Origin of the sequence: Pseudomonas sp. NY15181, assembly GCF_048068055.1 — a bacterium.
Taxonomy (GTDB): domain Bacteria; phylum Pseudomonadota; class Gammaproteobacteria; order Pseudomonadales; family Pseudomonadaceae; genus Pseudomonas.
Window position 1 is genome coordinate 186,749 of sequence record NZ_JBLUPT010000010.1, and the last position, 23,897, is coordinate 210,645.

Genomic DNA, 23,897 nt, shown 5'->3' on the forward strand with positions numbered 1-23,897 from the left:
GCGCGGCGAGCGGACCCACCCGGTGAAAATGACGGCCGTGAAGGGTCGTCTCCCGAAACTTCAACCCAGCTGGTTGATGCACACCACCTTGGGCTGGGTCATGTCCTCGTAGGCGAAGCGCACGCCCTCGCGCCCCAGGCTGCCGTACTTGGAGCCGCCGAAGGGCATGGCGTCGAAGCGATAGTCCGACGAGTCGTTGACCATCACCCCGCCGGCCTCAATGCGCCGCGCCAGGCTGAGCGCCTTCGACAGATCACGGGTGAAGAGCCCTGCGTGCAGGCTGTACTCCGGTGCGTTGGCAAGGGAAATCGCCTGCTCCAGATCCTCGAACGGCGCCAGCATGACCACCGGCGCAAAGACTTCCTCGCGCCACAGCTGGCTACCGTGGTCGACGCCCTCCAGCACCGTGGGCGCATAAGCGGCCCCCTGGCGCTGGTGGCCACAGAGCAGGCGGGCACCCTCGCCCAGCGCCAGGTTCACCAGATGCTCGGCCCGGCGAGCGGAGGCTTCGGTGATCATCGGCCCCATGTCGGTCTCGCGCCGCCCCGGGTCACCCAGCACCATCGCGCGGGTCAGTTCGACGAAGCGCTCGCGGAATGCCGCATAGATCGACGCATCGACCAGGATCCGCTGGGTCCCGATGCAGTTCTGCCCGGCGGCCCAGAAGGCACCGGAAACGCAGGACTCCACGGTGGCCGCAAGATCGCAATCTTCCAGCACCAGCACCGGGGCGTTGCCGCCCAGGTCCATGGCGAGCTTCTTCAGACCGGCACCACGGGCAATCTGCTCACCCGTCGCGAAGCCGCCGGTAAAGGAGATCATGCGGATCTCGCGCACGGCGACCAGCGCCTTGCCCAGGTCGGCTCCACCGGTCGCCACCGTCACTACGGATTCGGGCAAACCGGCCTCGACGAGGTACTGCACGAGCTTGAGCGCGGACAACGGCGCCAGCTCCGACGGCTTGAGGATCACCGCGTTGCCGCCGGCAATGGCCGGCCCCAGCTTGTGCGCCACCAGGTTCAGTGGGTCGTTGTAGGGTGTGATGGCCAGGATCAGCCCCAGAGGTTCACGGGTGAACCAGCCCTGGCGCGACTCCGAGCCCTCGTAGGCATCGAAGGGCACCACCTCGCCGGCGTTACGCCGGGCTTCCTCGGCGGAGAGCTTCAGCGTGTTGATGCAGCGCTTCACCTCCTTCTCCGCCTGGCGCAGGGTCTTGCCCGCCTCGTCGACGATCAGGCCGGCGAAATCCGCCGCATCCCTCTCGATGAGCTGGGCCGCGCGTTCGAGGATGCCGGCACGGCGGTGGCGAGCCAGTGCCGCGCTGTCATGCACGCCTTTCCGGGCGAGTGCGAGCAGGCCGGGGACGTCACGGGCGCCCAGGTTCGGCACGCTGCCGATCAGGCTGCCGTCGAAGGGACTGAACACGTCGATCTGCGTGGCCTCCGAAGTGGAGACCAGGGATACGGAAGTCAGGCTCATGGGGTTTCGATCCTCAGGCCTGGCGGCCGGACGTGTGGAGGGCGACGATATCCGACAGCAGGGCGAAGGCGGTCTCGATGCGGCCGGCACCCGGGCCGGAGACGGTTACCGCGCCTAGCAGTTCAGTGTCGAAGGCAACGGCGTTGGTGGCGCCGGAGATGCCCGCCAGGGGGTGCCAGGCCGGCAGCAAGCGTGCTTCGACACTGGCACTCACCGCGCCATCGGCTTCACGGCGGGCGGAGCCGATCAGCTTCCAGCGTGCCCCCGACTCGCGAACCTTCTCGATATCGGCGGAGCTGATGCCGCTGATGCCGCTGCAGGCGACATCGCTGACCTGCAGGTGCGCACCGAGCAGCTCGTTGGCGAGGATAACAACCTTCAGGCGTACGTCATGCCCTTCCACGTCGGCAGTCGGGTCCGCCTCGGCATAGCCGAGCTCCTGCGCCTTGGCCACCGCATCGGCGAAGCCGAGCCCTTCCTCCATGCGCGTCAGGACGTAGTTCGAGGTGCCGTTGAGGATGCCCTCGAAACCCTGGACGCCGGAACCCGCCAGGGTCTGCCGCGCCAGGCGCAGCACCGGCGTGCCGCTCATCACCGAGCCTTCGTACTCGAACGACACCCCGTTGGCCTTGGCCAGGCGCTTGAGCTCCTCGCCGTGCAGCGCTATCGGGCCCTTGTTGGTGGTGACCACGTGCTTGCCCGCCTCCAGGGCCCAGCGGCAGAAGGTCGCCGCCGGCTCGCCGTCCTTCGGATTGGTGAAGGTGGCTTCGGCGATGATGTCGGCCCCGGACTGCTTGATCACGGACTCGTTGAAGGCTTCCGCAGTGCCTTCCGGCATCTGCGCGAAGGCGCCCTTGACGGCCGGCAGTGCGGCGAGGCTGGCTGCATCCAGGCCATTGCGGTCGATCACCGAGCCCAGGAAGAGATCGGTGACGCCAACGATCTTCAGGCTGAAACCCAGCTCCTGCTGCCAACGGGCGTTACGCTCGGCGATCAGTTGGGCCAGGGCGCGGTTCACACCGCCAAAGCCAACGAGGGCGATCTTGTATTCGGTCATGGTTTGCCTTCCTTCTCAGGCGGTTGTTCGATGTCGATCAGCCTAAGAGCCGTGCCATGCCAGTTGAATATGGCAATACGCTGTATTTAATGGGCAATCTGACCAGTGCCGGACAGGCGCGATATCCGCGCGCAGAATGAAAAACGCCGCCCGGACGAAGGTCCGGGCGGCGTTGGTTTTCCTGCAGGCTTTTTCAGCGGGGTGCGGCCGGGCTGGCCGGCTCAGATCACGGTCGACAGCACGAACGACGTCACCGTGTTCTCGACACCCGGCATCGCCGCGATCTCCTTCCAGACGTGGTGCACGCGTTCCGGGCTGGCGGCCTCGACGCGCAGCATCAGGTCGAACTCGCCACTGAGCACTTCGCACTGCACGATCTCCGGGATCGTCCGCAGCGCGGCCAGCACCTCCTCGCCGCGCATGCGGTCGTAGCGGTAGACGAAGATTACCGCATTGATCAGCGACGAGGGACGCCGCCCCTCGCCCACCCGCAGGGTGTAACCCTGGATGGCGCCATCACGCTCCAGGCGCTCGATGCGCTGGCGCACCGCATTGCGCGACAGGTTGACCTTGAGCCCCAGCTCCGCATGGGCGATGCGCGCGTTGGCGGTGAGTTCGGCGAGGATGCGCTCGTCCAGCGGATCGAGGATGCGCTTCATCGGCCGGCCCGCATCTGCATCAGTACCTCGTGCAACCCCGCCAGGTCATCCCTCGCCAGCACAGGTCCGCCGGCCTCGCCGCCAGCCGGCGACGGTACGGCTCCATGCCAGGCCCCCAGCTCCGCCAGCAGCGCCGCCGACTTCTCCGGCGCGAACTGCCCCAGGGTCACGATGGGCGCGCCGATGTTGCGCCGGTGCAGCCGCCCGGCGTAGGCGCCCGTGGCGGTATGGGGGTCCACCGCGCTGCCGGTCTCGTGGAACAGTGTGACGATCTCGTCGCGGATCAGCGCATCGTCCACGGCATAGGAGTCGAACAGCATGCGCGCCTGCAACCACTGGCGGTTACCGATGCTCAGCTCGCCACAGTCGTCGAAGTGTTCCATCAGCGTCCGCGTCGCTTCACCGTCGCGCTCATACAGCTCCCAGACGAAGCGTTCGAGGTTGGAGAACAGCGAGAAGTCCATGGCGGGCGACAGGGTGCGGCTGGCGGAACCCCGGCTGTAGCGATTGCAATGGATGAACCGGTGCAGGGCGTCGTTGCGGTTGGTGGAGACGATGATCTGGTTGATCGGCAGGCCCATTTTCTGCGCGATGAAACCTGCGTAGATCTCGGCGAAGCTCGCCGCGGGAATGCTGAAGCCGACCGGGCGGGTGCCGCCGCCCAGCTGCAGGGCCGCATGGAAATAGAAGACGATCTGCGCCAGCACGCCGATCCAGTTGGTCGAGTTGAAACTGATCGGAATCAGTTCGGGACAGGGCCATTCACGCAGCAGCCGGGACACCAGTGACTGGCAGTCGTCGAAGCTGCCCTCTACGGCGACGCTGCGCACGCTGTCGGAGTCCGCGCGGCGCATCACCTCCGAGCGATCCGCCGGCGTCCCGGCCAGCGGATAGAGCGCCAGCAGGCGAGCCGTGGGACAGTGCCCCAGCGCATCGATGGCCGCCACGGCGGTATCGCCATTGCTGGCGCCGACCAGTACCGCGCGCTCGCAATCCCGCCCCAGGAAGTGCCTGATCAGCCGGGCCTGCAATTGCGCGGCGAAGTCCTTGGAGGAGCGGGTCGGGCCGTGGAACAGCTGCAGGACCCACTCGTTGTGGCCGATCTGCTGCAGCGGCGCAATGGCGCGATGGCGGAAACCCCGGTAGCTGTCGCTGACCAGCGCCCTCAGGCTCGGCTCGTCGAGCGTGTCGCCGACGAAGGGAGCGATCACCCGCCAGGCCAGTTCATCGAACGGTAGCCAGGACCAGCTGGCGATCTCCTGCGCACTGAACAGCGGCAGCGACGACGGCACGTAGAGCCCGCCGTCCTCGGCGAGCCCGGAAAGGAGCGCCGTGCGAAAGTCCACGCTTGTCTCGGCGCCACGGGTGGTTGTGTACTGCATCGTCACTCCAGGTTGCTACTCATGTTTGGCGGTGCACCATGGCCACCAGCCAGTTGGCAAACGCCTGGGCGTCCGGGGACAGCGCCTGCCCCAAACCGCGCACCAGGTAAAACGACTCGCTGGCCTCGATGCGCTGGGCAAAGGGCGCCACCAGGCGCCCTTCCTGCAGGAGGTCCTCGACCAGTGACGAGCGCGCCAGGGCAACGCCCAGCCCCAACTCCGCCATGCGCAGGGTGGAGACCAGGGTGTCGAACTGCAGGCCGCTCGAATAATCGACATCATCGGCCCCGGCCCGCTTGAGCCAGTAGCCCCAGCCCTCCTCGTAGCCCAGCACATGAAGCAGCGGCAGGTGCGCCAGGTCGCGCGCCTCGCGCAAAGGCCGGTCGGCGATCAGCGCGGGCGAACAGACCGGGACCAGCAGGTCCCAGGTCAGGCGCTGCGCCTCGACACCCGGCCACTGCCCGCTGCCCCAGCGAATCTCCAGGTCGTCCTCGGCATCGATCTCCTTGACCCACAGGTTGCTGATGTAGCGGATATCGACCTGCGGATGAGCACGACGGAACTCCGCCAGCCGGGGCGCCAGCCAGAAGTGCAGGAACGAGAGACTGCCCCGCACCTTCAATGGCCGCCGCTGGCGCTGCCCGAAGATTTCGTTGGTGCCTACCGCCAGCCGGCTGATGGCGTCCTGCACGACCGGCAAGTAGGACTGGCCCTCCTCCGTCAGCCCCAATCCCCGGGGCAGACGCTTGAACAACGCCACTCCGAGCTGGCTCTCCAGCTGGCGGATCTGCTGGCTCACGGCCCCCTGCGTGAGGTGCAGCTCCTCCGCCGCGTGGGTGAAGTTCAGGTAACGCGCCGAGACCTCGAAGGCTCGTAGCCAGTTCAGTGGGGGCAAGGCTTTCTGGCTCAACGGCGGATCCTCATGGCAACTGTTCAAGCGGCCTAGTATCGCGCTGCTCAGGCGGCCTCGGAACCACGCCCCACGACTTCCAGCGACATCTGGCGACGCTCCCGGCTCTTGCGGGTCAGCCAGAACACGAAGTAGCACCAGGCGATGAAGGGCAAGCCGAAGTACAGGGCCACCCGCTGGGCCGGGTCGAAGGCGATGCCGACGCAGGACAGCACGCAGCAGAACAGCGCGGCCAGCGGTACGAAGGGATAGCCGCGTACGCGGAATTTCAGGTCCTCCACCTTGCCGCCGTTGGCCACGTAATGGCGGCGGAAGGCGATCTGGCTGGCGGCAATGCTCATCCACACCACCACCACGGCCAGCCCGGAAATGGAGACCAGGGCGAGGTAGATGGTGTCCGGCGCGACGACGCTGCTCAGCAGGGACGCCATACCACCGACCATGCTCAGGACGATGGCGTTGAACGGCGTGCCCCGACGCGACAGCGACGCGTAGCTGCGCGGCATGTTGCCCTGGTCGCTGAGCGTCCAGAGCATGCGCGCGGCGGCATACAGCCCGGAGTTGGCGGCGGACAGCAGCGCGGTGATGATGACGAAGTTCATGATGTCCGCGGCGTAGGGAATGCCGATCATCTCGAAGACCATCACGAACGGGCTCTCCACCACGCCGGCCTGCTCACGCGGCAGCAGGGTCGCCAGCACGAAGATGGTGCCGATGAAGAACAGCGCCAGGCGCAGCACCGTGGTGCGGATGGCCTTGGGCACGTTCTTCTCCGGATCGCGGGTCTCGCCGGCGGCGATGCCGATCAACTCGGTGCCGGAGAAGGCGAAGGACACCGCCAGCAGGGTCATGGCGATCGACCAGAAGCCCGTCGGGAACAGCCCCTCGCGGGTGAAGTTGCCCAGCCCGATGCTGTGCGCCTGCTTGATCTCGAAGACCCCGAGAATGGCGCCACCGCCGACGATCAGGAAGGCGATCACCGCGAGCACCTTGACCAGCGACAGCCAGAATTCGGTCTCGGCGAAGGTCCGCACTGAAACGATGTTGCTGATGAATACGGCGGCTCCGAACAGCGCACTCCATATCCACACCGGCGTGTCCGGGAACCAGCGCACCATGAGCATGCCGGCGGCGGTGAATTCCGAGCCGATGGCCACCGTCCAGGTCAACCAGTACATCCACGCCACCGTGTAGCCGGTGCCCGGCCCCAGGTAGCGGGTCGCATAGCTGCTGAAGGAGCCGACTTCCGGCATCTGCACGGCCAGCTCGCCCAGGCACATCATGACCAGGTAGACCATGACCGCGCCGATGATGTAGGCGATCACCGCACCCAGCGGACCGGCCTGGTTGACGGTGTAGCCCGAGGTCAGGAACAGGCCGGTACCGATGACGCCGCCCAGCGCCAGCATGACGATGTGGCGGGTCTGCATATCCTGCTTGAAGGAATGCGCCGAAGCATTTGTGCTTGTTGTTGTCTGCGCGGACATAGTTGGACTCTCATGAAAGTTGGCGGGCAAGGACGTTGCTACGACCTCGTCTGGACACAGCGAATCGAGATGCCTTGCGTCTTGTTGTTGTTCGACTTCATGAAGTGGCACCCGCCGCGACCGGCGAGCGCCACGCGGCAGGTCTCAGACCTGCAGCTCGATCGACCGGCTGGCCACGTCGCCGTGCCCCTCCGGGTCGCCGTCCCTGGCCAGCTCCTGGCGAACCGCGGCGCACGCCTGTGCGAGGTCCGCCAACAGGTCATCGGTGTCCTCGATGCCCACGGAGATGCGCACCAGCCCTTCGGAAATGCCCAGGGCCAGGCGCTCCTCCAGGGTGTTCTCGACGTGGCTGGTGGTGCGCGCCGGACCGTAGATGGTTTCCACGGCCCCCAGGTTGCCGGCGCGGTGGGCGTACTTCAGGCGCGGCAGCAGGCGAGCCACGGTCTCCATGCCGCCCTTGAGCACGAAGCTGACGATGGCGCCGAAACCGCGCATCTGCGACCGGGCTATCGCATGGCTCGGATGCTGGGGCAAACCGGGATAATTGACCGCCTCCACCAGGGGCTCGGTGCACAGGTATTCGGCCAACGCCCGCGCACTGGCCTGCTGCTGGCGCAGCCGGACGGCCAGGGTCTTGATGCCGCGGATGATCAGGTAGGCGGAAAACGGGTCCAGTGACGCCCCGTTGATTTCCCGGTAATGGCGAACCTGCGACATCAGCGACTCCGCGCCGCAGACCACGCCACCCAGTACGTCACCATGCCCGGAGAGGAACTTGGTCGCGCTGTGCACCACGACATCGACGCCCATGGTCAGCGGGTTCTGGTTCAGCGGCGTGGCGAAGGTGTTATCGGCCACCACCAGGGCGCCGACCTTCCGCGCCGCCGCGACCAGGCGGCGGATGTCCAGCACCTTGAGCGTCGGATTGGTGGGGGTTTCCAGGTAGAGCAGATCGCAGCCGGCGGCGATCTCGCGCTCGATGGCCTCGGTATCCAGGGTGTCGCACAGGCACACCTGCACGCCCATGCGCGGCAGGAACTCCTCGAAGATCTTGTTGGTGCCGCCGTAGCTGTCGCGGGTCGAGACCACCCGCTTGCCGCTCGACAGGAAGGTATGCAGTACCGCGCTGATGGCGGCCATCCCGCTGCTGAAGGCCACCGCCGACTCCGACTGCTCCAGCTCGCAGAGTTTGGCTTCCAGCGTGGCGACGGTCGGGTTGCTCATGCGGCTGTAGATATAGCCGGGCAGTTTACCCAGGGCGACGTCGTACCAGGCGTCGATATCCTGGTAGCCATAGGCGGCACTCACCACGATCGGAGTCTGGGTCGCATTGTAGGGGTGCTGGACCTGCTCTCCACTCCAGACCACCCGGGTACCGACTCCGGCACCGCTGCTGCGCTCGACATCTTCGTTCTTGTTCATATCCGGTTCCCGCACGACTGAGTTGACTACACCGATCCTGGATCGGTCTGCGGGGACTATAGGGACGCGCTCCGGATCTGAAAAACGATGGAATCCGGGTCTGAGTGGCGTTTTTTTTAATGGCTCCGGGTCAAGCCTCCAGAGTCGCAGAGACCCTGTACGACCTTGCCCGCCAGAAGCGGTACACGCACTTCGCCCTTTTCATGCAGACCGGATCAGAAGCAGCCACTGGGAGAGGCAGAGAACAGCCGGAAGCGGACAATGGCGGGAAAAGGATTCGCCGCTCCCGGCCATCGCCGCTTACAACAAGGCGGCCTCCTTGCACACCAGCAGCACGGCAAGCCCGAGCATCATCACGCCCGAAAATCGACCCACCACGCACGCGGCAGCGTGGCGCACCGCCAGCGCCACGCCGGCACCGATGCCGACCATCGAATAGACCACGGCGCAACTGGCGGTATACAGCAGTCCCAACACGGCAATCTGGGTGGACAGGCTCCAGGCCTCCGTGACACTCGTCCAGGGCGGCAGGAATGCCAGGAAGAACAGGAAGGCCTTGGGATTCAATCCGCTGACCAGCGCGCCGCGCAGAAACATCCGCGCTCTATCGCTTCCGCTGGTGACGGTATCGGAGGCGTGAGGCACAGGCGGATTTCGCAGCAGGCTGAAACCCTGCCAGATCAGGTAAAGCGCACCGAAGACCGTCAGGGCGAGCATGATCGCTTTGTTCCCCGCGATCAGCATGCCGAAGCCCGCCGCCACAATCAGGGGCAGCGCCACGTACCCCGCCAGCAATCCACCGACAACGGCCATGACGCCCCTGCCGCGAATGCCCGCTGAAATCGCATAGGCCCAGTCGGCCCCCGGAGTGAAAACGAAAAGCAGGGAAAAGGCCCAGAAGGCCAGCAGTGTTGCACTACTCATCAATGATCCCTGCGCTCACTTGTGCAGGGCAAGGCCCTTGATCGCCTTGTCCACTGCCTTCTTCGGGCCGCACAAGGCCAGGCCCACCAGATTCATGTTCTCGGGATCTTTCAGCGCAGAATGCCTCGCGATTGGCTTCGCCGTGATAGGTGGAGAACATTGCGAAGACGTAGGGCAGCACCGTCAGCTCGCGCGCAAGACCGGTGCGGCGGGCCTTCTGCAGACCGGCTAGGTCGGCCTCGAAGATCAGCATCGGTTGCCCGGAAAGTTTGCCGTAGGGGTGGCCGGCCGTATCGACAAAGGGCTCCCCCATGATTTCCGGGGCCGCCGTTGCAACGCCGGTGGCAAGGAAGGCGACCACATTCAATCGCTGCCAGGTTGGCAAGTCGTCGCGGACGATGAAGGCTACTTTGGTGTCGAACATCGGGATCTCCAAGCAAAACTGAAGTGCAACGATTGGAGATGGCGGCGGCTCAGTCTGTAAGGTTCGTGCACTGCCGCTGATAGGCTGCCGGCGTCAGCCGGTAGGCGCGACGGAACCAGGCGCCCAGATGGCTCTGGTCGGAAAGCCCGCTTCCACCGCCACCTTCGACGGCGTCATTCCGCCGGCAAGGAGTGCTCGTGCGGTGCGCAAGAGGAGTCTCATGAGGTAGGCGTGGGGCGACTGGCCGAAGGCTGCCTGGAGAGCGGACGCATCATAGGCATGCCCCCGGAAATGCGCATGCAGGCTCTCGATGCCGGTGCCCTGGTCGCCGCGAACTCGAATCCAGTCAGAGCTGGCGGTGTCGTTCAGTTCAATCGTCATGGCAAGGACCAGCGTTCGGTTGCGGCGCAACAGAGAACGTGCGGGTGTCACTCGTCGGCAAGGCTGCACCCCGAAAGATAATAGCCATAATCTATTTATTCTAGCCGAGATGATTAACGTCACTGAGCAGAAGGACACCAAGATGGAAGCAGCAATGGGTACAACGCGCCTCTACCTCGACGACCTTGCGGTGGGGGATGTGTTCACCAGCGACACTCACCCACTGGATGCCGAACAGATCATCCAGTTCGCCTCGCAGTTCGACCCGCAGCCCTTCCACCTGGATGCCGATGCGGCGCAGGACACTTTCTTCCAGGGGCTTGCCGCGAGCGGATGGCACACCACCGCCATCACCATGCGCCTGCTGGTGAAGAGCCTGCCCCTTGCCAAAGGCGTGATCGGCGCCGGCGCGGAAGTTTCCTGGCCGCAGCCCACCCGTCCCGGCGATGTGCTTCAGGTCACCAGCAGAATCCTCGAGATCAACCCGTCCCGCTCCAAGCCCGACCGGGGAATGATCGTCTTCGAGTGCCTCACCACGAATCAGCATGGCCAAGTCTTGCAGCGTCTGGTCACCAAGGTGCTGTGCTTCAGAAAGGGAGGCTGACCCCATGGGACGCTCATCGCAGGCAAAAGCCCTGGAGAACCGGACGAAGATCGTCGAGACAGCTGCCGCACTGTTCCGCGAGTTCGGCGTCGACCAGGTGTCGGTGGCGGACATCATGACCGCCAACGGCATGACCGTAGGCGGCTTCTACAAGCACTTCGACTCCAAGGATGCGCTGGTTGCCGAAGCCTTCGCGCTCGCCTTCGATCACTCCCGGGACGCCTGGGATGGCGTGTTTTCGAAAGCAGACAGGAGCGCCGAGAATCGCTCCGTAGCGCTGGTTCGACAGTACCTGCTCAACAAGTCCGCGAGACGCCGCTGCCCGCTCCTCGCCTTCGCCCCGCACATCGCCAATGGCAACGCCACGGCAACCTCGAAAAAGAGCTACCAGGCCGGCACGAAGGAGCTGCTGGACAAGTTTCTCAGCGAGGCAGGCACCTCAGGCAACGGCACGGACGCGCTGGTACTCTTCGCGGCGATGGTGGGCGCCCGCGCAATGTCCCAGGCGGTTGGGAAAACCGATTGGATGCTGGAGATAGAGGCCGCCGTCAACGAGGCAGCCGCTCGCAGCGACGGGTTCGAGCGCGCTGTTTTCGCCGGGGAGCGCTCGGCTTGAGGTAACATGTCGCACCCTCGCCCGCTCTGGCTATCCATGTCATCCAACGCGCTGTACACCGACCTTTCCGCCTACTACGACCTGATGTGCGCCGACATCGACTACCAGGCGCAGAGCCACTGCGTGCGCCGGCTGCACCAGCTGTTCGGCAACCAGGGGCGCAGGCACCTGGACCTTGCTTGTGGCACCGGGCCGCACGTGCGGCATTTCCTCGACTTCGGCTATCGCAGTGCCGGCCTGGACATCAACCAGCCGATGCTCGATATCGCCCAGCTTCGCTGCCCCGAGGCACACTTCAGCCGGCAGGACATGGCGGACTTCCGCGTGGACGAGCCGCTGGACCTGATCACCTGCTTCCTCTACTCGATCCACTACAACGCCGGGCTGGAGCCGTTGCGGGCCTGCCTGGCCAGCGTGCACGGCGCGCTCGCGGCCGATGGCGTGTTCTGCTTCAACACCGTGGACAAGCGACAGATCGACAACCGTTCGTTCGTGCGCCATAGCGTGGAGCACGAGGGCAGCCAGTTCACCTTCGGCTCCGGCTGGTACTACAGCGGCGAGGGCGAACGGCAGGCGCTGCGCCTGAGCATCGAGAAGACCACCGCGGGGGTGACCCAGGCCTGGCAGGACGAACACGCCATGGTCGCCCTGAGCTTCACCGAACTGCAGGAACTGCTGCAACCGCACTTCGAGGTGCAGGTCTTCGAGCATGACTACGAACGCATCACGCCCTGGGGTGGCACGTCCGGGAATGCGCTGTTTGTCTGCGTGAAGCGCTGAGAACCGGCCTGCGCCCTCCTCGACCGCAGGCCGACCAATCAGACTCCGCTGCGCATTCCCATGCCCTGCGAATGCCGGGGCAATGCTGCGGATATCGCTGCGGCCAGAAGCACGAAGACCGTGGAAATACCCAGGCAGGCCGCCAATCCATAGGCCTGGAACACCCAACCGGACAGCAGCGTCCCGGCCAGCCGGCCCAGGGCGTTGGACATGTAGTAGAAGCCCACGTCCAGCGACACCCCGTCCTCCTTCGCATAGCTGACGATCAGGTAGCTGTGCAGCGAGGAATTCACCGCGAACAGCACGCCGAACAGCATCAGCCCGCCCAGCACTACGACCTGCGCTGACCAACCGACTGCAAGGCCAATAGCGATGGCCGCCGGCACTACCGCCAGCAGGCCGGCCCAGACGAAGGCGGCACGCCCATCCGGGACATGGCCACGCCGCTTGCCGGTGATCGCTGGTGCAAGCGACTGGACGATGCCGTAGCCGATGATCCAGGCGGCGAGAAAACCACCCACCCGCCAGTAGTCCCAGCCGAACACCGTACTCAGATAGACCGGCAACGCCACCACGAACCAGACGTCGCGGGAGCCGAAGAGGAACATCCGGGCCGCCGACAGGATATTGATCGCCCGGCTCTTGGACAGGATGTCGCGAAACTTCGGCTTGGCCTTGGCCTTGCCCAGGTCCCTTTTCAGCATCACCAGGCTGCCCAGCCAGATCAGCGCGAGCACCGCCGCCATGGCGACGACCGCGCCCCTGAAGCCCAGCAGAGCCAGCAATGCGCCGCCGAGGAAGAAGCCCACGCCCTTCAGCGCGTTCTTCGAACCGGTGAGCATGGCCACCCACTGGTACAAGGTGCCCTGCTGGCTGTCCGGCACCAGGAGCTTGATCGAGCTCTTGGCACTCATCTTGTTGAGGTCCTTGGCGATACCCGACAGCGCCTGCGCGGCCATCACCCAGGGGACGGTAAGCCAGGCCGCCGGCACCGCCAGCATCAGCAACGCGAAGACCTGCATGCCCAGGCCGATGTTCATGGTGCGATTCAGCCCGAGACGCGCGCCCAGGTAGCCGCCCACCAGATTGGTGATGACGCCGAAGATTTCGTAGAACAGGAACAGCGCGGCGATCTGCAGCGGCGTGTAGCCCAGGGTATGGAAGTGCAGCACCACCAACATGCGCAGCGCGCCATCGGTGAGGGTGAAGGCCCAGTAGTTGCCGGTCACCAGCAGGTATTGCCGGACTTCCGTGGACAGCGCTGACAACGCTTTCATGATCGCTGCTCGCCCCTGCTCAGCCAGCCAGGCCGACCAGACGCGCCAGTTCGACGGTGCGGTTGGCGTAGCCCCACTCGTTGTCGTACCAGGCGTAGAGCTTCACCTGGGTGCCGTTGACCACCAGGGTCGACAGCGCATCGATGATCGACGAGCGCGGATCGGTTCGGTAGTCGATCGACACCAGCGGGCGCTCCTCATAGCCCAGGATGCCCTTCAGCTCGTTTTCGGCAGCCGCCTTGAGCCATTGGTTGACCTCCTCGACGCTGGTCGCGCGCTCCACTTCGAACACGCAGTCGGTCAGCGAGGCGTTGGCCAAGGGTACGCGCACGGCATGGCCATTCAGGCGCCCACGCAACTCGGGGAAGATTTCCGCGATGGCCGTGGCCGAGCCGGTGGTGGTGGGAATCAGGCTCATGCTTGAGGCGCGGGCGCGACGCAGATCCTTGTGCGGTTGATCGAGGATGCTCTGGGTGTTGGTCAGGTCGTGGATGGTAGTGATCGAGCCGTGGCGGATGCCCAGCTTTTCGTGGATCACCTTGACCACCGGCGCCAGGCAGTTGGTGGTGCAGGATGCGGCGGTGACGATGCGATGCACGGCCGGATCGAACAGGTGCTGATTGACGCCCATGACCACGTTTAGCGCACCCGCCTCCTTCACCGGCGCGCTCACCACCACGCGCTTCACGCCCTGGTCCAGGTAGGCCTGGAGCGCGGCGACGGTCTTCATCTTGCCGCTGGCCTCGATCACCAGATCGCAATCCGCCCAATGAGTGTCGGCGATGGCCGTGTTGGCGGTGACCTGGATGCGCTTTCCGCCGATCACCACGCAATTGCCCTCGGCGCCGGCCTCGTGATGCCAGCGCCCATGAACCGAGTCGAAGTTCAGCAGGTGGGCGTGGGTCGCCGCGTCGCCCGCCGGATCATTGATCCGGACGAATTCGAACTCCGGCCAACCCCAGGCCGCCCGCAGCGCCAGGCGACCGATACGACCGAAACCGTTGATGCCGATCTTGATGCTCATGCTCGTGTTCTCAGAGGTCTGTCGAGAAAAAGGAATCCCTGGCTGATCGGGCCACCGGCCCTGCCAGAGAGACGGACGTTCAGCAGCAGGTCGCCGCCCGCGCCGGGCGGTCCCCCATGGCATCCAGGCGCCTGGTGTCGGGCTCCAACCAGTGCAGGTTGGCGTCCAGCGCGACGCGCAGAATGCTATGCACCCAATCCGGGAGTGCGGGAGCCAGGCGGTAATACACCCACTGGCCCTGGCGCCGGTCCGACAGCAGCCCACCGGCGCGCAGTTGCGCAAGATGGCGGGAAACCTTCGGCTGGCTTTCATCCAGGGCGCAGGTCAGTTCACACACGCACAACTCTCCCTCGCGCGTGATCAACAGCATCAGGCGCACGCGGGTTTCGTCGGCCAGGCACTTGAATACGGCGGTGGGCGTAACTGGGTCAGCCATGGCGGCCTCTGCGGTTGGGTCTTTACTTCTCGCAAGGGTCGCAACGACCCGCGAAAAGTTGGGATCAGGAGGCACAGTCGAATGCCATGCCTCCCAATACATATGAGAATTCGAATATATGGAATTTCGCATATAACGCAAGTGCCAGAGCTGGAGGACGACAAGGGCGATCAGATAACCGGCTCCCCGGTCTTGCATCTGGCACTCCTGGGAGAAGCCCGCTGTTCCAGCCTCCATCCACACCCGTTCCCGACAAAGCTCAGTGTCTCCGAATGCGGTGGCAACAGCATTATCGTCAAGGCTTTGCGTGAGCCCGAGGCGGATCAAAGCCCGTGGTCGCCTGCGTTACAATGGCGCCAGCGCCGATCCCTCGGATCGGGCACGCCCGGAGCCCGCTTCAGATGTTCACCCTCGTAAACCTGGACACATCGCCCCCCGAATCCCTGAAGAGTCAGGTTCTGCAGATGGTGGTGGACTATTTCAGCGACATCAGCCCGGTGCCGCTGACGCCCAGCAATCCGCTCTATCAGCTGTACCAGTACGTGATCGGCTACGAGGTGCACCTGTATCTGCAGGCCATGGACGGCGCGGTGGAAAGCACCGCGCGGTTGATCCTCGCCCTGGAGGATGAAGACCCTTCCCAGGTGCTGGGTTTTGCCCTGTACCTGCCGAGCCAGGATGACGCCGAGGCCTGCACGCTGGCCTACATGGCGGTCAAGGCCAGCCACCGCCGCCACGGTATTGCTCGGGCTTTGCTGCAACGGGTGATCGAGCATCGGCCCCACGTCGAACTGGGCTGCGCGGCAAGCAAGGTGCCGACCTTCGAGTCGCTGGGCTTTCAGGTGCTGGGAGCGCAGGGCCCCCACGTGCTGCTGAACACCCGCGATCACCGCTCGGACGGCATGGTGGCGGTGCAGGACCTCGCCCCGATCTACCAATCCAAGGAAGTACGGCAGATCCACACCTACCTGGTGCAGCAACACGGCAGGAAGGCCATGAGCGAGGCCGAGAAAAAACGCGACCGCCTGCTCGACCAGATGGCCTATCAGGCTCAGGCATTGGTGAAAGAGCGCTTCCCTACGCTTCACTGATGGCCCCGGGTGGGTTATTCCCTGACCTGGACGTCCGCGATCGGCTGGTTGCTGACGGTGACCCAGGGTCATCCTGGATGAACGCATCTCGGTCAGAGGCTGCTTCGCCCCGAAGCAGCCCTCCAAAACGCGGCTAGATGTCCGTGACGCGCGCTAATCCATCCGGTTTTCCACCCAGCTGCTCCCGCGCCCTGCGGCGGGTGACGAGCAGGCCGGAGCAGACGACGGCGAGCGTCAGCAGACCGGTGGCGATGACTTCGATGCGGTGGTCAGGGCGGAAGAACATGACCACCAGCACACTCAGGATGAACACGATCACCCCCCAGGTCAGCCAGGGGAACAGCCACATACGGTACTGGATGGCCTTGCCCTCGGCCGTCAGGCGCTTGCGCATGCGCAACTGGGAAATCGCGATCACCAGGTAGACCAGCAGCGCGATGGCGCCGGAGCTGGCCATGAGGAAGCCGAACACCTTGGATGGAACCAGGTAGTTGGCGATCACGGTAAGGAAGGCCGCGCCGGTGGAGAACAGCACGGCGTAGATCGGCGTGCCGCTGCTGGTGGTCGCCTGGACGCAGGCAGGCGCGTCGCCACGTCGGCTCAGGGAATAGAGCATGCGCGAGGCGGTATAGAGGGAGGAGTTCAGGCAACTGGTGACCGAGGTCAGCACCACCACATCGATGAGCGCCTTGGCGTGGGGCACGCCGAGGATCTCCAGCACGGTGGCATAGGAGCCTTCGCTGGCCAGGCGCGGGTCGGTCCAGGGCACCAGGGCGACGACGATGAAGATCGACAGGATGTAGAACAGTGTGATTCGCCAGATCACCGAATTGGTGGCCTTGGAAATCTGCTTTTCGGCCGCGTCGGATTCGGCGGCGGCGATGGTCACCACCTCGGCCCCGAGGAAAGAGAACATGGTGATCAGCATGGCACTGAGCACGGCGCCGAAGCCGTTGGGCATGAAGCCGCCGGTGTCCCAAAGCCGCGAAACGCCGCTGACGCCGGTGTTCGGCAGCAGGCCGAGGATCGCGCAGGCGCCGAGGATGATGAAGCCGACGATGGCCGCCACCTTCACCAGGGCCAGCCAGAACTCGAACTCCCCGTAGTTCTTCACGCTGAACAGGTTGGTCGCGGTGAGCAGCAGCGTGATGGCCAGTGACAGCACCCAGATATCCAGCTGGGGTATCCAGGAGTTGAGGATGGTGGCGGCGATATTGGCTTCGATGGGGATCACCAGCACCCAGAACCACCAGTACAGCCAGCCGATGGTGTAGCCGGCCCACTTGCCAATGGCATGGTCGGCGTAGGTGGAGAAGGAGCCGGTATCCGGCGAGGCGACGGCCATTTCGGCCAGCATGCGCATGACCAGCACCACCAGGGCGCCGGCGAAGATATAGGCCAGGATGGTGGCGGGGCCGGCTTCGGCGATGGCGCGGCCAGAACCGACGAAGAGGCCGGCGCCGATCACGCCGGCGATGGAAAGCATGGTCACGTGGCGGGACTTCAGCCCATGACTCAGGTTGTTCTTAGCTGTCTTCATGGCATTACCTTTGTTCTTGTCGTGCCCGGAGAGCGGCGCCGCTCCCCGCGATCACCTGGTGCGAAGCCAAAAAGCCCGCCCTGCCCCGGCTGGTAGCCGGGGCAGAAACGGGTTGAGCAAGGGACCAGGGGTGACGCTCTTAAGTCTTACGCCAACTCGTCGAAGCATTCGCCGATGATGGCCAGCCCACGCTGCAGGTCGGCATCGCTGACGGTCAGCGGAACCAGGATGCGCAGGACGTTGTAGTAGGTACCGCAGGAGAGCAGGATCAGGCCCTTCTCGCGCGCCTTGGCCACTACCTTGGCGGTCAGCTCGGCGGCCGGCTTGTTCAGGTCACCGCCCTCGAACAGCTCCACGGCGACCATGGCGCCGAGGTTGCGCACGTCCACCAGGCTCTTGTGGCGCTCGCCGATCTTGCGCAGGCCGCTGCTGAGGATTTCTCCTACGGACTTGGCGCGATCCAGCAGTTTTTCGCTCTCGAAGGCCTCGATCACCGCCAGGGCGGCAGCACAGGAAACCGGGCTGCCGGCATAGGTGCCGCCCAGGCCGCCGGGGGCCACGGCGTCCATGACCTCGGCGCGGCCGGCCACGCCCGCCAGGGGGAAGCCGCCGGCGATGGACTTGGCGAAGGTGGTCAGGTCGGCGGCGGCGCCCATCTGCTCCATGGCGAAGAAGGTGCCGGTACGACCGGCGCCGGTCTGCACTTCGTCGGCGATCAGCAGGATGCCGTGCTCGTCGCACAGGGCGCGCAGGCGGGCCATGAAGTCCTTCGGCGCCACGTTGAAGCCACCCTCCCCCTGCACCGGCTCGAGGATGATCGCGGCGATGTCGCGGGGCGCGGCGTCGTTCTTGAAGATGCGCTCGATGCTGGCCAGGGATTCCTCCACCGACACGCCGTGGAGGGCGTTCGGGTACTGGGCGCGGAACACGCCGCCGGGCATCAGGCCCAGGCCGGCGGAATACGGCACCACCTTGCCGGTCAGCGACAGGGTGTACTGGGTGCGGCCGTGGTAGGCGCCGGTGAAGGCGATCACACCGTTGCGGCCGGTGGCGGCGCGGGCGATCTTGATGGCGTTCTCGACAGCTTCGGCGCCGGTGGTGACCAGCAGGGTCTTCTTCTCGAAGTTGCCCGGCAGCAGCTGATTGATCTTCTCCGCCAGTGCCACGTAGGGCTCGTAGCCGAAGACGTGGAAGCAGGTGTGGGTCAGCTTGGCCAGCTGCTCCTGAACAGCGGCCATCACCTTCGGGTGCAGGTGACCGGTGTTCAGCACGGCGATGCCGCCGGCGAAGTCCAGGTACTCACGGCCTTCGACGTCCCACACGGTGGCGTTCTCGGCGCGCTCGGCGAAGATCTGGTGGATCTGGCCGACGCCACGGGGAATGGCATCCATGCGGCGTTGTTGCAGGCTCTGGTTGGTATTCATCGTTGACTCCGGTAGTGCGATCGCCCTGTACGGGCCTGGGCCCGTACAGGAAAGGTGGGTGATTCGCCGTGCTTACACGCCGAGGCAGAGGTACTTGATCTCGAGGTAATCCTCGATGCCGTACTTCGAACCTTCACGGCCCAGGCCCGAAGCCTTGATGCCGCCGAAGGGCGCGACTTCGTTGGAGATGATCCCGGTGTTGACGCCGACGATGCCGTACTCCAGCGCCTCGCCGACACGGAACACGCGGGACAGGTCGCGGGCATAGAAGTAGGCGGCCAGGCCGTACTCGGTGTCGTTGGACATGGCGATGACCTCGGCCTCGTCCTTGAAGCGGAACAGCGGCGCCAGCGGGCCGAAGGTCTCGTCCTTGGCCACCAGGGCGCTCTTCGGTACGTCGACCAGGATGGTCGGTTCGAAGAAGGTGCCGCCCAGGGCGTGCGGCTTGCCGCCGGCGACTACCCTGGCGCCCTTGGAAACGGCGTCGTCGATATGCAGTTGGACCTTTGCCACGGCCTTGGCGTCGATCAGCGGGCCGGTGGTGACGCCCTGCTCCAGGCCGTTGCCGATGTTCAGCCTGGCCACGGCGGCCTGCAGTTTCTCGACGAAGGCGTCATACACGCCGTCCTGGATGTACAGGCGGTTGGCGCAGACGCAGGTCTGGCCGTTGTTGCGGTACTTGGAGACCAGCGCACCTTCCACGGCGGCATCCAGGTCGGCATCGTCGAACACGATGAAGGGCGCGTTGCCGCCCAGTTCCAGGGACACCTTCTTGATGTCCTTGGCGCATTCGGCCATCAGCTGGCGACCGATTTCGGTGGAGCCGGTGAAGGTCAGCTTGCGCACGATCGGGTTGCCGGTCAGCTCACCGCCGATTGCACCGGCGTTGCCGGTGACGACGCTGAATACGCCCTTCGGAATGCCGGCGCGCTCGGCCAGCTCGGCCAGGGCCAGGGCGGAGTAAGGAGTCTGCAAGGCGGGCTTGAGCACCATGGTGCAGCCGGCGGCCAGGGCCGGGCCGGCCTTGCGGGTGATCATCGCGGAGGGGAAGTTCCACGGGGTGATGGCCGCGGTCACGCCGATCGGCTGCTTGATCACCATCAGGCGCTTGTCCGGCTGGTGGCCGGGGATCATGTCGCCGTAGACGCGCTTGGCTTCTTCACCGAACCACTCCAGGAACGAAGCGGCGTAGGCGATCTCGCCCTTGGCTTCGGCCAGCGGCTTGCCCTGCTCGATGGTCATCAGGCGAGCCAGGTCGTCCTGGTTCTCGATCATCAGGTCGAACCACTTGCGCAGCTTGTTGGCACGCTCTTTCGCGGTCAGCGCCCGCCAGGCCGGCAGGGCCTTGTCGGCGGCTTCGATGGCGCGGCGGGTTTCGGCGGCGCCCATCATCGGCACGCTGCCGATGATCTCGTGGGTGGCCGGGTTGCTGACCTGGACGGTCTGGCCGTTGTCGGCGTCGACCCAGGCACCATCGATATAGGCCTGCTGGCGGAACAGGGTGGGATCTTTCAGTTGCACGCTTGTCATCCTCGGGGTTGGACGGCGGTGACGTCGGCTCAGCCGGCGGCCCGCAGCTTGTTATCGGTGGCCTTGACGGTGAAACCGGCCTGGGAGCCGTCGATCTGCTCGCGAACCTTGCCGACGATGTAGGCGCCGATGGGAATCGCGGAGGTGGCCGCGGGCGACGGTGCGTTGCACACGTTCATGCTGCGCGGGGTGTTCACGAAGAGGAAATCGTCGATCAGCTTGCCGTCGCGGGACACGGCCTGGGCGCGCACGCCCGCCGGGTAGGCGGTGAGGTCGGCCTTGGTGATGCTCGGGCAGTACTTCTGCACTTCCTTGAGGTAGCCGCCCTTGAACAGGGAGTTCTTCATCTCGATCAGGCCGGGGCGCAGGTTCTTCGCCAATACCTTGAGGATGCCGGGGGACGTCAGCGTTTCGAACATGTCGGCGACGGAGATATCGGACTTGCGATAGCCCTCGCGCTTCATCGCCAGCACCGCGTTCGGGCCGACGGTGACGGTGCCGTCGATCATCCGGGTCAGGTGCACGCCGAGGAACGGCATGGACGGGTCCGGGATCGGGTAGATCAGGTGGTTGACGATCTGGTTGTGCTGCTTGGGCAGCAGGTAGTACTCGCCGCGGAACGGGCAGATGATGAAGTTCGGCTCGATGCCGAGCATGCGCACCACACGGTCGGCCATCAGGCCCGAGCAGGTGATGAGATAGCGGCCGTGGAATTCGTCGCTGCCGGTGCGCACCACTACTTCGTCGGCGCGCTCGTCGAGCCCGGTGACTTCAGCGTTGTAGCGGATCTCGCCGCCGGCATCCTGGAACTCGCGGCCCATGGCGGCGGTGACTTCGGCGTAGCTTACGATGCCGCTGGAGGGCACGAAGATGCCCCCCATGCCGACGATGTTCGGCTCACGCTCGCGCAGTTCGGCGGCGGACAGCCAGGAGCGCTCCAGGCCATTGGCGGCGGTGCGTTCCCAGAGCGCCTTCATGCGCTCCATTTCCAGCTCGTTGGTGGCCACCAGCAGCTTGCCGCATTCGTCGTAACGGATGCCGTGCTTGTTGCAGAAGGCCTTGGTGGCCTTGTTGCCTTCCAGGCAGAAGCGCGCCTTGAGGCTGCCCGGGGTGTAGTAGACGCCGGCGTGGATCACGCCGCTGTTGTGGCCGGTCTGGTGCCGGGCCGGGCCGGATTCCTTCTCCAGCAGGAGAATCCTGGCGTCCGGGTAAACCTGGGTCAGCTGCATGGCCGTGGACATGCCCACGATGCCGCCGCCGATGATGATGAAATCGTACACAGCCATTACCTCGCGCCGGGGCGCTGCAAATCGATACGCGGTCCGCATCGGCCCACCCGCCTCGATGCGGCGGGTCGGCGATTTCCGGACACGGCGAAGAGCCGCCCGGGGCGGCCCTCCAGCCTGCTTGCCTGATTACTGACCGCGCAGGTAGCGCGGCTTCTGGTAGCTGATGTAGCCGCGCTGGCGCATCAGTTCGCGGCGCAGCCCTTCGTGCGGGGTGAAGCGGTCGCGGCCGTGCAGCCAGAACAGGTTGTTGATCAGCAGGAAGCTGCCCACCGGTACCGGCACCGACAGCTTCTGCGCGCTGCCTTCGAGGGATTCGGACATGGCGTTCAACCAGATGCCTTCCTCGAAGTTGGCCGGCTGCACGAACTGGTCGATGTAGCGCATGGTCGGGCGGCCTTCGGCGTCGGTATCGAACACCGGATGGAACACGTCCTCGGTGACGTTCTTGCTCGGCGGCGCGGTCCAGCGCATTTCGCGGCGGGCCAGCGGGTGGCGGAAGAACTCGTCGCACTGCTCCCAGTCGTCCAGGTGCAGCAGCAGGGAGTTGCCGCCTTCCATGTTCTTCTCGTCGATCTTCAGCATCAGCACGTAGTCGGTGATCTGGTTGACGAAGGTGCCGTCGTTGTGCAGCTCCATGACGCGGTGCGGCTGGCGCAGGTAGCTGTCGGAGTTGTCGGTGTTGACCACCACGAAGCGCGCGTAGAACTGGCCGCTCATGGCGTCGTAGTTGGAACGGCCGATCAGGTGGGCGCAGGCGGTGGTGAACTTCACCATGTCCTCGGCCTGGCTCACGTCATCCAGGCCAACGGGCTTGATCAGCATGCCGCCGGTGGAACGACCCAGGATGGTGTTCAGCAGCACCGGGCGCAGGGTGCCTTCGCAAAGCTCGTCGAGGATCTCGCCGAAACGGAAGCGCAGGAAGGACTTGTACTCCAGCGCCTGGACCGGCCACTCGGCCACGGCCTTGACGAAGGCGTCGACGGTTTCGCGGGCGAAGGTCAACTCCAGCAGGCGGGGCGACTGCTTCGAGGGGGCGACGGTGTAACCCCGGGTCTCGAGCGGCAGCGGCATCACAAGGTCCTCGATCTTCGTAAAGGCGTTCATGGCGGTGTCCTGGCATAGGGGATGGATTGGGCCGTCCAGCAATGACCTGGATCAGGCGGGCAATCAAAAAATATCGCCATCAAATAAAAATGTCTACATTTTTATAAAACGCAGCCATTCGAATACTCTGTCTATTGTTTTTCGTCCATACGACGTTTCGGTATGATCCGCAAAACGCTTTGAGGAACAGGACTTTGGAAGCTCTCGCTCCCCGTCAAAACTCGGCATTCAGCGGGTATGAGTGGCTCAAGCAAGACATCATCCGCGGGGTGTTCAAGCCCGGCGAAAAGCTGCTGATGAGCGCCCTGAAGGAGCGCTACGACCTGGGCGTCGGCCCTCTGCGCGAGGCGCTCTCGCAACTGGTGGCGGAAAAGCTGGTGGTCGCCATCAGCCAGAAGGGCTACCGCGTGGCGCCCATGTCGCTGGAAGAGATGCAGGACATCTACGATGCCCGCGCGAACCTCGAGGCGATGATCGTCGGCCTCGCCATCGAGCGCGGCGACGATGCCTGGGAAGCCTCGGTGCTGGCCCAGTCCCACACCCTGGCCAAGGTGATGGAAGTGAAGACCCGCGAGCAGCGCCTGGATGTCTGGGACCAACGCCACAAGGCCTTCCACACCGCCATCGCCTCGGGCTGCGGCTCCAAGCACCTGCTGCAGGCGCGCACCTACCTGTTCGACCAGGCCGAGCGCTATCGCCATCTCTGGCTGACCCAGACGGTGTTCTCCGAGCAGGCCCTGGAGCTCAAGCGCCAGGAGCACGCCGCGCTGGTCGAGGCCATCCTCGCCCGCGACGCCAAGCGCGCCAGCGAGATGATGCGCACCCACCTGATGACGCCGGTGCCGATCATCGCCCAGATCATGCAGGCGAACGGGACGCGCTGATCCCCCGCGCCGGGGGAATGCACTCGATCGAGGCGGCTCGAAGCGCCGCTTCGCATCGCGATTGAAACCACACCCACGCGCCCGACCCGCGCCCCAGAGCGCCTGTGCATCCAGGCGCAAAAACCCGTACACCCAACGGCAATCCCGCCCGACCGACTTTCCTTACCGTCTTG

Annotated in this window: 22 protein-coding genes and 2 pseudogenes; 5 read left to right on the forward strand and 19 right to left on the reverse strand. The window is 65.0% G+C overall.

The window, feature by feature from the left end:
• Nucleotides 1-60: 60 nt before the first annotated feature.
• From ACNFBT_RS21950 to ACNFBT_RS22000, 11 genes and pseudogenes are all read right to left on the reverse strand, one after another.
• Entirely contained in the window at nucleotides 61-1,479 is a 1,419-nt protein-coding gene (locus ACNFBT_RS21950) for an aldehyde dehydrogenase family protein (RefSeq protein ID WP_416752849.1), read from the reverse strand.
• A 13-nt stretch (nucleotides 1,480-1,492) separates the two neighbouring features.
• Nucleotides 1,493-2,536: a homoserine dehydrogenase gene (locus ACNFBT_RS21955; RefSeq protein ID WP_416752850.1), complete on the reverse strand. Its 1,044-nt coding sequence runs from the start codon at nucleotides 2,534-2,536 to the stop codon at nucleotides 1,493-1,495.
• Nucleotides 2,537-2,757: 221 nt separating this feature from the next.
• Nucleotides 2,758-3,195 (reverse strand): Lrp/AsnC family transcriptional regulator, encoded by a 438-nt coding sequence (locus ACNFBT_RS21960; RefSeq protein ID WP_416752851.1) that lies wholly within the window; start codon nucleotides 3,193-3,195, stop codon nucleotides 2,758-2,760.
• The gene (locus ACNFBT_RS21965; RefSeq protein WP_416752852.1) at nucleotides 3,192-4,577 is read right to left on the reverse strand and encodes a threonine synthase; all 1,386 of its coding nucleotides are present in this window, start codon (nucleotides 4,575-4,577) and stop codon (nucleotides 3,192-3,194) included. Before ACNFBT_RS21965 ends, ACNFBT_RS21960 begins: the two co-directional genes overlap by 4 nt.
• A gap of 19 nt (nucleotides 4,578-4,596) precedes the next feature.
• The gene (locus tag ACNFBT_RS21970; protein ID WP_416752853.1) at nucleotides 4,597-5,487 is read right to left on the reverse strand and encodes a LysR substrate-binding domain-containing protein; all 891 of its coding nucleotides are present in this window, start codon (nucleotides 5,485-5,487) and stop codon (nucleotides 4,597-4,599) included.
• 47 nt (nucleotides 5,488-5,534) lie between these two features.
• Nucleotides 5,535-6,974, reverse strand: a complete 1,440-nt coding sequence (locus ACNFBT_RS21975) for an amino acid permease (protein ID WP_416752854.1) — start codon at nucleotides 6,972-6,974, stop codon at nucleotides 5,535-5,537.
• 144 nt (nucleotides 6,975-7,118) lie between these two features.
• Nucleotides 7,119-8,396: a cystathionine gamma-synthase family protein gene (locus tag ACNFBT_RS21980; protein WP_416752855.1), complete on the reverse strand. Its 1,278-nt coding sequence runs from the start codon at nucleotides 8,394-8,396 to the stop codon at nucleotides 7,119-7,121.
• Between the two features lie 300 nt (nucleotides 8,397-8,696).
• Entirely contained in the window at nucleotides 8,697-9,320 is a 624-nt protein-coding gene (locus tag ACNFBT_RS21985) for a LysE family translocator (RefSeq protein WP_416752856.1), read from the reverse strand.
• Nucleotides 9,321-9,335: 15 nt separating this feature from the next.
• On the reverse strand, nucleotides 9,336-9,416 hold the full coding sequence (locus tag ACNFBT_RS21990) for a DUF2000 family protein (RefSeq protein ID WP_416752932.1): 81 nt from the start codon (nucleotides 9,414-9,416) through the stop codon (nucleotides 9,336-9,338).
• A 52-nt stretch (nucleotides 9,417-9,468) separates the two neighbouring features.
• Nucleotides 9,469-9,744, reverse strand: a pseudogene (locus ACNFBT_RS21995) (DUF2000 family protein); the annotation flags it as partial.
• A gap of 49 nt (nucleotides 9,745-9,793) precedes the next feature.
• A pseudogene (locus tag ACNFBT_RS22000) lies at nucleotides 9,794-10,008 on the reverse strand (helix-turn-helix domain-containing protein); the annotation flags it as partial.
• Between the two features lie 259 nt (nucleotides 10,009-10,267).
• On the opposite strand from ACNFBT_RS22000, the gene ACNFBT_RS22005 reads away from it, so the two are divergent.
• From ACNFBT_RS22005 to ACNFBT_RS22015, 3 genes are read left to right on the forward strand one after another with little or no spacing between them, the layout of a single operon-like run.
• Entirely contained in the window at nucleotides 10,268-10,729 is a 462-nt protein-coding gene (locus ACNFBT_RS22005) for a MaoC family dehydratase (RefSeq protein ID WP_416752857.1), read from the forward strand.
• Nucleotides 10,730-10,733: 4 nt separating this feature from the next.
• Nucleotides 10,734-11,345, forward strand: a complete 612-nt coding sequence (locus tag ACNFBT_RS22010) for a TetR/AcrR family transcriptional regulator (RefSeq protein ID WP_416752858.1) — start codon at nucleotides 10,734-10,736, stop codon at nucleotides 11,343-11,345.
• A gap of 36 nt (nucleotides 11,346-11,381) precedes the next feature.
• Nucleotides 11,382-12,125, forward strand: coding sequence for a class I SAM-dependent DNA methyltransferase (locus ACNFBT_RS22015; protein WP_416752933.1), 744 nt, complete (start codon nucleotides 11,382-11,384; stop codon nucleotides 12,123-12,125).
• 38 nt (nucleotides 12,126-12,163) lie between these two features.
• On the opposite strand, the gene arsJ is transcribed toward ACNFBT_RS22015, so the two are convergent.
• The 3 genes from arsJ to ACNFBT_RS22030 form a co-directional block, all read right to left on the reverse strand.
• Nucleotides 12,164-13,402: an organoarsenical effux MFS transporter ArsJ gene (gene arsJ / locus ACNFBT_RS22020; RefSeq protein ID WP_416752859.1), complete on the reverse strand. Its 1,239-nt coding sequence runs from the start codon at nucleotides 13,400-13,402 to the stop codon at nucleotides 12,164-12,166.
• A 19-nt stretch (nucleotides 13,403-13,421) separates the two neighbouring features.
• A complete protein-coding gene (locus tag ACNFBT_RS22025; RefSeq protein ID WP_416752860.1) occupies nucleotides 13,422-14,426 on the reverse strand; it encodes an ArsJ-associated glyceraldehyde-3-phosphate dehydrogenase in 1,005 nt (334 codons plus the stop codon).
• Nucleotides 14,427-14,505: 79 nt separating this feature from the next.
• Complete coding sequence (locus tag ACNFBT_RS22030; RefSeq protein WP_416752861.1) at nucleotides 14,506-14,862, reverse strand: metalloregulator ArsR/SmtB family transcription factor; 357 nt, start codon at nucleotides 14,860-14,862, stop codon at nucleotides 14,506-14,508.
• Nucleotides 14,863-15,263: 401 nt separating this feature from the next.
• Between ACNFBT_RS22030 and ACNFBT_RS22035 the strand changes: the two genes are divergently transcribed.
• Nucleotides 15,264-15,953, forward strand: a complete 690-nt coding sequence (locus tag ACNFBT_RS22035; protein ID WP_416752862.1) for a GNAT family N-acetyltransferase — start codon at nucleotides 15,264-15,266, stop codon at nucleotides 15,951-15,953.
• A 133-nt stretch (nucleotides 15,954-16,086) separates the two neighbouring features.
• Here ACNFBT_RS22035 and gabP read toward each other — a convergent pair whose 3' ends face one another.
• The 5 genes from gabP to glaH form a co-directional block, all read right to left on the reverse strand.
• On the reverse strand, nucleotides 16,087-17,493 hold the full coding sequence (gene gabP / locus ACNFBT_RS22040; protein WP_416752863.1) for a GABA permease: 1,407 nt from the start codon (nucleotides 17,491-17,493) through the stop codon (nucleotides 16,087-16,089).
• A gap of 146 nt (nucleotides 17,494-17,639) precedes the next feature.
• Nucleotides 17,640-18,917 carry a 4-aminobutyrate--2-oxoglutarate transaminase gene (gene gabT / locus ACNFBT_RS22045; RefSeq protein WP_416752864.1) on the reverse strand — a complete coding sequence of 426 codons (1,278 nt, stop codon included), beginning with the start codon at nucleotides 18,915-18,917 and terminating at the stop codon, nucleotides 17,640-17,642.
• A gap of 72 nt (nucleotides 18,918-18,989) precedes the next feature.
• A complete protein-coding gene (gene gabD, locus ACNFBT_RS22050; RefSeq protein WP_416752865.1) occupies nucleotides 18,990-20,438 on the reverse strand; it encodes an NADP-dependent succinate-semialdehyde dehydrogenase in 1,449 nt (482 codons plus the stop codon).
• A gap of 38 nt (nucleotides 20,439-20,476) precedes the next feature.
• On the reverse strand, nucleotides 20,477-21,727 hold the full coding sequence (gene lhgO, locus ACNFBT_RS22055; protein ID WP_416752934.1) for an L-2-hydroxyglutarate oxidase: 1,251 nt from the start codon (nucleotides 21,725-21,727) through the stop codon (nucleotides 20,477-20,479).
• A gap of 135 nt (nucleotides 21,728-21,862) precedes the next feature.
• On the reverse strand, nucleotides 21,863-22,840 hold the full coding sequence (glaH, locus tag ACNFBT_RS22060; RefSeq protein WP_416752866.1) for a glutarate dioxygenase GlaH: 978 nt from the start codon (nucleotides 22,838-22,840) through the stop codon (nucleotides 21,863-21,865).
• Nucleotides 22,841-23,034: 194 nt separating this feature from the next.
• Between glaH and csiR the strand changes: the two genes are divergently transcribed.
• Nucleotides 23,035-23,724 (forward strand): DNA-binding transcriptional regulator CsiR, encoded by a 690-nt coding sequence (gene csiR, locus ACNFBT_RS22065; protein ID WP_416752867.1) that lies wholly within the window; start codon nucleotides 23,035-23,037, stop codon nucleotides 23,722-23,724.
• Nucleotides 23,725-23,897 lie beyond the last annotated feature (173 nt).